The sequence below is a fragment of the Rhodococcus sp. KRD162 genome (genome assembly GCF_017168335.1).
Lineage (GTDB): Bacteria > Actinomycetota > Actinomycetes > Mycobacteriales > Mycobacteriaceae > Rhodococcoides.
Genome location: NZ_JABFAU010000098.1, coordinates 1 through 7,756 on the forward strand (window position 1 = coordinate 1; position 7,756 = coordinate 7,756).

Consider the following 7,756-nt stretch of genomic DNA (forward strand, 5'->3'; position numbering starts at 1 on the left):
GGCTTCGGGTCCGGTCGCGGCTGTGATCAGTGCTGCCCGGGCCATGTCGCGGCCCTCGGGTGGGAGGTCGTCGGGTGGGGTTTCGGCGAAGGCGAGGATGAGGGCGGCATGGTCGATGGACATGACGCCGGTGTTGACGGCGTCGGCGATGTCGGGGAAGTTCTTCAGTCCGCGGGCGAGGGCGAGGATCTTGTTGGCTTTGCCTGGCGAGAGCAGGGTGGTGGAGGTAAGCCAGCCGGCGGGTCCGGGGAAGCCGAGTTTCTCGCGGGTGACGCGGGTGTCGATCTCGGCGACGAGAGCGATGCGGCGGGCCTCGAGCAACTGGATCTGGTGGGAGACCGCGGCGGCGTCGGCGAGGAGTTGGTCCTCGCTCAGTTGCCAGATCTCGGTCGTCATGACTCAAACTGTATCGAACTGGTGTTCGAGTCGCAATGATCGTCAAATCGAAAACTATTGCCCTGCAGAACTATTCGCGAGCACGTTCTTGTCGGTGACCTGTGCTAGGCGCATCAACTGCCAACTCTGAACGTCGCCCGATACGCACTGGGCGAGACACCCAACTCCGCGGCGAGCTGATGACGCAGAGACGTGGCAGTGCCGAATCCTGTGTCGTGGGCAATTCTTTCGATGGTCATATCGGTGTTCTCGAGCAATTCCCGCGCCCGCTGGACGCGCTGCGCCACGATCCAACGCGCAGGGGACACACCGACTTCGGCTGCGAATCGGCGGGAGAACGTTCGAAGACTCATGGACTGATGCCGCGCCAAATCCTCGACAGACAGGGCCGCATCCAGATTGCGTAATGCCCACTCCTGCGCATCTGCTGTGGACGTAGCATGCGTCCGCGGCACCGGAGTGTCGATGTACTGCGCCTGTCCCCCACTACGATGAGGCGGTACCACAGTGCCGCGGGCAACCCGATTGGCCACTGCCGCACCGAAATCCTGCCGAATCATGTGCAAACACAAATCGATTCCCGATGCCTCTCCCGCTGCGGTCAGCACATTGCCGTCCTCGGTGTAGAGCACGTTCGGGTCCAGCAACACGGTCGGATACAACTCGACGAAGCGCGCTGCCGACTTCCAATGTGTCGTGGCCCGCTTGCCGTCGAGTACCCCTGCCGCCGCCAGTACGAACGAACCGGTGCAGATCGATGCCAGTCGTCGGGTCGACACCGTGTCGAACGGGAGTGGGCGATCTCCGCCGGCTGCGTCGTAGTCCAGATCGGAGGCCGGAACGATCACGGTGTCTGCCTCCGCGACAGCATCGAGTCCGCGCTCCACCACTATTCGGACATCGGAATCGGTACGGATCGGTCCCGGCACGTCGGTGCAGGTGATCACCTCGTACAACGCCTTACCGGCATCCGATCGCGCCTGTCCGAACAGGCGATGCACGATGCCCAACTCCATGGCCAGAAGGCCGTCGCGCACGTAGACAGCAATGCGATGCGTCATGGTCGAATCCTGCCACGGACGTTTCGTCGTGCGCCTTTTGCGTACCTCTAGGTGCGCAAAAGGCGCACGAGGACCGTTACCATGGATCCGATGAGAAGAGGTCGACTGTCGCCGGTGTTCGCCGCCCTGGTGATAGCAGGCATCCTCGGCGGAACGGCACTCGTCGCTGCCGTCGCCTGGCTGCTCGTAGCTGTACTGCTGCCGCCGACGAAGAGACGAGATTGACGCTTCCCGAGACTGTGGCCGAAATCTTTCACAAGTTGTCGTTCATGCCACTGTTTCGCCGCTCGCTCGTCGACCAGAGTCGTGAAGATGAACATCCTGTGGGTCTTTGCCCATCCCGAACCTCGCTCACTCAACGGCACCCTCCGCGACGCCGCTCTGACCGAACTCCGTGCACACGGCCATACCGTCGAACAGTCGGATCTTTATGCAATGCAGTGGAATCCGGTGGTCACACCGCAGGACTACGCCCACGATCGCGCGAGACGCTTCCGCGTGGCAGCGGCGTCGAGCGCAGCGCTCGCTGCCGGCACCCAGGCTCCGGACATTGCTGCCGAGCAGCAGAAGCTGCTACGCGCCGACGCCGTGGTATTGCACTTTCCGCTGTGGTGGTACTCGATGCCGGCGATCATGAAGGGCTGGGTGGATCGGGTGTTCGTCGAAGGCTTCGGTTACGGCATCCGAGCAGCGGACGGCAGCACCCGCCGCTACGGGGATGGCGTGCTCGGCGGCAAGCGGGCGATGGTGGTTCTCAGTATGGGCGGGAGCGAACACACCGTTTCCCCGCGCGGAATCAGCGGCAGCTTGGATGAGCTGCTGTACCCGATTCAACACGGCATTCTGTTCTACACCGGGATGTCGGTATTGCCCCCGGTTCTCGTGGCGAGCGCCGATCGGATGACCGAAATCGATTACGCTGCAGCGGAATCAGAGCTCCGTCAGCGCGTGAAGGGTCTGCCCACCGACGAGCCGATCCCCTACCGCTCCCAGAACGGCGGCGACTACGACAGGCGATTCGTACTGCGCGAGAACATCGAAGCGAACGAGATCGGCGTGCGAATACACACCGAGCGCTGATCAGGCGAGAACTGCGGCATCGTTCCCGCGGGGTCGTGCGCCTTTTGCGTACCTATAAGTGCGCAAAAGGCGCACGACGGAGCGCAGCGACGCTCGTGTGACCGGAGCTGATCAGTCCAGGACGCGAGCGAGAAACGCACCGATGTTCTCTCGCACTGCCGCTGTGCGCGTGTCGACGTCGAAGTCTTCCTTGAACTGCCGCCCCAGCGCCGGAGTCTTCTTCTTGCGCGCGTAGAGCGAGCACGCCAGATCAGAGCAGAGGTAGGTTCCGACGGTATTGCCCCGCCTGCCGGATTCTCCGGCCTTCGCTGCCGCCATCAGGGATACCCCACCGTTGGCGTGCGTGGTGAGGCAGATGCTGCACATTTGTGCAGTACGTGGACCACCGGGCTTGTAGCGCAGTGCGATTCCGCGCAGCCGATCCTCAGCAGGAATGACGACATAGCTCCTACCGGCCAGTTTGGCGTCGACCCAGCCGAAGAAGTCCAGATCTTCCCAGGGTACGGCGTCGAAAGCGTCGGGAAGGGTGAGCCGGTTGGCGTCGCCCTTGGACGAGTTGACGAACGACGACCTGATGTCGCGTTCGGAGATCGGTTCCATGATCACTGCCTCCACTGCTGTAGGAGAGTATCGATTCCGTCGAGAATGCGGACCCAGGACTCCTGCGAGTCGGGTGCGCTGTGGCTGAACGAGCCGGATGCATCGAGGCTGGCGAAACCGTGAAACACGCTGCCCAGCAATCGAACCGCATGCACCTGGTCCACCTCGTTCAGGTGATACCCGCGCAGAATCGCCTTCATCATCGCCGAGTGACGCACGCCGGCACTGGCAATCGCCGTCTCGTGATCGAGCGGAAACTGTGTTGCGGCATAGCGACCGGGGTGCTCGCGCGAGTAGTCGAGATACGCGTTCGCAACGGCCACCAGCGCATCCTTGCCCGCTCGTCCCGCCAGAGCCTCCGAGACGCGGTCGGCCAGTTCCTCCAACGCCAGTAGCGCGATGCCGACGTTCAACTCGTGCGAGTTCTTCAGATGCGAGTACAGGCTCGCCACTTTGACGTCGAAGCGCCTGGCGACCTCACTGGCGGTCACGCGCTCGAAGCCGACCTCATCGGCCAGGTCGGCTCCCGCGCGCACGATGCGGTGCACCGTCAGTCCTGCTCGTCCCATAGCGGCCTCCTCGTTCGAGGACACGGTAACCAAACCTAATACCTATAGGCAAATCGCTAAACCGATTAGCGGCCCTGCCACGCCTCCCACAACTGTGCGTATCGTCCGCCGGCGGCGACCAACTCCTCGTGCGGACCCTGCTCGAGAATTCTGCCGTGTTCGAGCACCACCACCCGGTCGGCGGCCGCGGCCTGCGTCAGGCGATGCGCGACGATCAAGGTACTGCGACCCCTCGTCGCCGCCTCCGCGGCAGCCTCTAGGTCTCGGGCACCGGAACTGCCCGCCTCGGCAGTGGCCTCGTCCAGCACGGCAACGGCCGGATCGGCGAGAACCATTCGCGCCAAGGCCAGTTGCTGCGATTGTGCCGCCGTCAACTGGTGCCCACCCTCGCCTACGACGGTGTCCAGTCCGCTCTCGAGCGCCTCGACCCAGCCCCATGCCCCGACGGTGCGCAGCGCGGCTTCGACCTCGTCACGACCTGCATCCGGGGCGGCAAGCAGCACGTCGTCGATCAATCGTCCGGCGAACACGTGCACTTCCTGGCTGACGATCGCCACGTGCCGTCGCAATCCTTCGCTGCCCAGCGCGTCCAATGATGCGCCGCCGACCCGAACCGTCCCGGACGTCGACGCCATCGAGCCGGCCGCGATCGCTGCGATCGTGGATTTGCCGGCGCCGGTGGATCCGACGAGTGCAACGGTCTCCCCTGCTCCGACCCGCAGGTTCACCCCGTGCAGCACCTCGTGGCCGGGCTCGTACTCGTGTCGAAGATCGGTGACGTCCAAGGTGGCGTCGGATGGCACGGAACCGTCGCCCACGTGGCGTCCGTCGGCGATATCGACGACGCCGACCAGCCGAGCCAACGACGCTCCGGCGGACTGGATGTCGTCGAACGTGAACAGCAGGGTGCCGATCGGATTGAACAGGCGATGAAACAGCAGGGCGGCGGCCGTCGTCTCGCCCACGGTGACGTAATCGCCTCGTACCAACAGAAATCCGGCCAGCAGGATCACCGACAGTCCGACGCATTCGGCGCGATTGCTCCGCGAGCCGAACCGGGTGAACAATCGGAACACCTCGAGACCGATGTCGCGGGCCTTCGCCGACGCCCGGTCGATCTCGGTGAGATGCGCAGACTCCAGCCCGTACGCACGCACCGTCTTTGCGCCCTGCATGCTGCTGACGAACGACTCCGCCCGCGAGCCCATCGCAACCCTCTCCGCGGCATACAGCGGAGCCGAACGCGGCAGATACCAGTGCAACGCAAGGACATACATCGGCAGTGCCACCAGCCCTGCCAGGCCGAGCCGCCAGTCGATGCCGAGCATCGTGATCATGCTCAGGCACACGAGCAGGAACGCGCCGACGAGCTGCGGGATCACTTCACCGATCGACTTCGCCATCACCGCAACATCGTCGCCCACCCGAGAGAGCAAGTCGCCCTTGCCCACTCGTTCCAACGTGGCAACCGGAAGATGCAGTGCGCGCCGAACGACGGCCTCGCGCAGCGAGGCCAGGATGCCCTCGCCGAGAGTGCTGATGAGGTAGCCACTGAAACCGGTGACGACCCCGCCGATCACGGCAGCCACCGAGATCACCACCACTACCACGACGATCGCCTGAGGGTCCGCACCGTCGCGGACTCGGTCGACCAGGACACCGAGCACGTACACGGGAACCAGTGACATCGCTGCGGCGATCGCGCCGAGCAGCAGCGTTGCCGCGGTGCGGACCTTGCGTAGTCGCAATTGTTCGAGCAGCCACTTCCCGGAGCGTGCCCCGGAGGCGATCGGAAGTAGGTCGGGGGCGGTCATCGCAGCACCATCTCCCTGTACTGCGCGTCCGAGGACGCGAGATCGTGGTGCGTTCCCTCGGCGACGACGCGTCCGCCGTCGAGGACGAGGACGCGATGCGTCACCGACAGCAGGGCGGGGCTAGTCGTGATGAGGATCGTCGTCTGTGCCGCGCTGCGGTTGTGCCGAAGCTCGGTGATACCGCGGGCGATGGTGTGTTCGGTGACGGCATCGACAGCGGTGGTGGGGTCGTGCAGTACCAGGACAGGCGCGTCGACCGACAGCGCTCGCGCCAAGGCGACGCGTTGGCGTTGCCCGCCGGACAGGCTGGCTCCGCGGTCGGTGACGGCGTGGTCGAGACCGGCCTCGTGCAGTTCGACGACGTCGGTGGCCGCCGATGCCTGCAGGACGTGGCGGAGATCGGCGTCGGGCCGCGGTCGTCCTGCTGTGACGTTGCTTCGGAGCGTCCCGGCGAACAGGTCGGTGATGTGCGGCTCGGCGAGCACGGTCTCGCGGGCGCGTCGAAGATCGATGCGTCCCGCCGAGATTCCGCCGATCCGGACTTGTCCGCTGTAATCGGCGTCGGATGTTTGGCCGGACAGTAGTGCGGCGAGGGCTTCACCGTCCTGTGGGCGGTGGGCGACCACACCGAGCATCTCACCCGGCGCCGCCCGGAAGGTGAGGCCATCGAGCGATCGGAACCGAACCTCGTCGACGGCGAGCTCGGTGTTCGGCGGAACCACGGACTCCGACGGCGGCAGCACGTGTTCTGCACCGAGCACCAGGGCGAGCCGATCGGCAGATCCACGCACCATCGCGACCACTCCGGGGATTCTCGACAGCCCGGTCAGCGGTTCGATGACGAACTGCGACAATCCGATGACGGTGATCAGTTCGCCGACCGAGATGCGGCCCTGCAGCGCGAACCAGCCGGCGGTTCCGGCGATCCCGACAGCGAGCAGGGCGTTGATGGTCGTCGCGAGTCCCTGGTAGACGCTGTTGGCGCGAGCGAGCTTCAATGTCGCGGCCAGTGCCGTGCGGCTCGATGTCACGAACCGCTGCGTCGCGGCGTTCTCGGCCCCGATGCCTCGCAAGGGCCGCACTCCGCTGACCAGATCCGTGGCCATGCCGGACACCCCGGCCACCCGGGCTTGCTGCTCGGTGGCCGCGCGGGTCAGCAGTGGAGCGAGGCGCTGCAGTGCAATGAGGATGACCGGGGTACCGATGACGACGGCGAGGCCGAGGGGAATGTCGATCACCAGCAACGCCACTGCCGACGCGAGGACCGCCACGGCCGATGCGAAGACCCGGGCGATCAGATCGAGGATCCACGACTCCTTCTCGGCGTCGGATGTCGAGACCGTGAGCAGTTCCCCCGCCGACAGCTCGGTCCGCAGGCCCCGTGGGTCGAGGACGCGTCCGGCAACCTCCACGCGGACCAGGTGCGCCTCCCGCTCGATGGCCACGACGATGATGCGTGCACCGATACGCCAGGCGTAGGACAGAGTGACGAACAGAGCCGCCAGCCCGATCAGCGAGGCGATCATCGCCGTGATGTCACCGGTGTCGATGGCCCGCGAGACGATCAGTCCGATGGCCACCGGGACCATCGTTTCGCACAGTTGATGCACCCCGAACAGCAGCGACGAGACGATCAGGCGGGTGCGATGCCGTCGTACGGTGCGGCGCAGAATCGCGGAGCCGGTCGCCGGAGAAGGTGCCTCCATCACCGTCCGAGCAGCGCTGTGCGGTACAGATTCGGTCATTTGCTGCAGCCTAAGGCATCACGAACTGGCGATGGGGTGCCACATTTACATAGAGTCGGGACCAGAGAACACCGAATAAGTCCAGCAGAGAGTACGGAGAACACCATGCCTGCCAAGACATCGACCGACAACGACATCGCCGACGAAGACATCGTCCCACTCGAGTACGAAACGGCCAGCCAGGCTCAGCGCGTCGTCGCCGCATACGCGACCGATGCCGACGAATGCCGCATGTTGTTGTCGATGCTGGGTATAGATCCCGTAGCGAAGACCGAATGAGCCGGTCTACGCAGGGATAGTCCCCCAGGATCAACAAGCGGATTGGACAGTTGTGGCTGACGCCTCGCAGGGTTCGGATTTCGTCGTCGTTGCCAATAGGCTCCCGGTCGATCTGGAGAAGCTCCCGGACGGGAGCACGCGATGGAAGCGAAGCCCCGGCGGGTTGGTCACCGCCCTAGAGCCGATCCTGCGCGCGAACAAGGGTGCCTGGG

9 protein-coding genes and 1 pseudogene are annotated in these 7,756 nt (G+C 64.8%); 4 read left to right on the forward strand and 6 right to left on the reverse strand.

What is annotated here, in order from left to right; translation table 11 throughout:
- Both J1M87_RS28210 and J1M87_RS28215 read right to left on the reverse strand, forming a co-directional pair.
- On the reverse strand, positions 1 to 396 hold a 396-nt coding region (locus J1M87_RS28210), incomplete at its 3' end, for a DUF222 domain-containing protein (RefSeq protein WP_206492943.1).
- A gap of 113 nt (positions 397 to 509) precedes the next feature.
- On the reverse strand, positions 510 to 1,457 hold the full coding sequence (locus tag J1M87_RS28215) for a GlxA family transcriptional regulator (RefSeq protein WP_206492944.1): 948 nt from the start codon (positions 1,455 to 1,457) through the stop codon (positions 510 to 512).
- Between the two features lie 90 nt (positions 1,458 to 1,547).
- On the opposite strand from J1M87_RS28215, the gene J1M87_RS29190 reads away from it, so the two are divergent.
- Complete coding sequence (locus tag J1M87_RS29190; protein ID WP_274611127.1) at positions 1,548 to 1,682, forward strand: hypothetical protein; 135 nt, start codon at positions 1,548 to 1,550, stop codon at positions 1,680 to 1,682.
- Positions 1,683 to 1,769: 87 nt separating this feature from the next.
- On the forward strand, positions 1,770 to 2,537 hold the full coding sequence (locus J1M87_RS28220) for an NAD(P)H-dependent oxidoreductase (RefSeq protein ID WP_206492945.1): 768 nt from the start codon (positions 1,770 to 1,772) through the stop codon (positions 2,535 to 2,537).
- Between the two features lie 111 nt (positions 2,538 to 2,648).
- Here the strand turns inward: J1M87_RS28220 and J1M87_RS28225 are convergent, their stop codons facing one another.
- The 4 genes from J1M87_RS28225 to J1M87_RS28240 form a co-directional block, all read right to left on the reverse strand.
- Positions 2,649 to 3,137, reverse strand: a complete 489-nt coding sequence (locus J1M87_RS28225; RefSeq protein ID WP_206492946.1) for an FBP domain-containing protein — start codon at positions 3,135 to 3,137, stop codon at positions 2,649 to 2,651.
- Between the two features lie 2 nt (positions 3,138 to 3,139).
- Positions 3,140 to 3,706, reverse strand: a complete 567-nt coding sequence (locus tag J1M87_RS28230; protein WP_206492947.1) for a TetR/AcrR family transcriptional regulator — start codon at positions 3,704 to 3,706, stop codon at positions 3,140 to 3,142.
- Positions 3,707 to 3,771: 65 nt separating this feature from the next.
- A complete protein-coding gene (locus J1M87_RS28235) occupies positions 3,772 to 5,520 on the reverse strand; it encodes an ABC transporter ATP-binding protein (RefSeq protein WP_206492948.1) in 1,749 nt (582 codons plus the stop codon).
- Positions 5,517 to 7,226, reverse strand: coding sequence for an ABC transporter ATP-binding protein (locus tag J1M87_RS28240; protein ID WP_206492950.1), 1,710 nt, complete (start codon positions 7,224 to 7,226; stop codon positions 5,517 to 5,519). The genes J1M87_RS28235 and J1M87_RS28240 overlap by 4 nt, the downstream gene beginning before the upstream one ends.
- 144 nt (positions 7,227 to 7,370) lie before the next feature.
- Between J1M87_RS28240 and J1M87_RS28245 the strand changes: the two genes are divergently transcribed.
- A complete protein-coding gene (locus tag J1M87_RS28245; RefSeq protein WP_206492949.1) occupies positions 7,371 to 7,544 on the forward strand; it encodes a hypothetical protein in 174 nt (57 codons plus the stop codon).
- A gap of 16 nt (positions 7,545 to 7,560) precedes the next feature.
- Positions 7,561 to 7,756 (forward strand): annotated as a pseudogene (locus J1M87_RS29370) (trehalose-6-phosphate synthase); the annotation flags it as partial.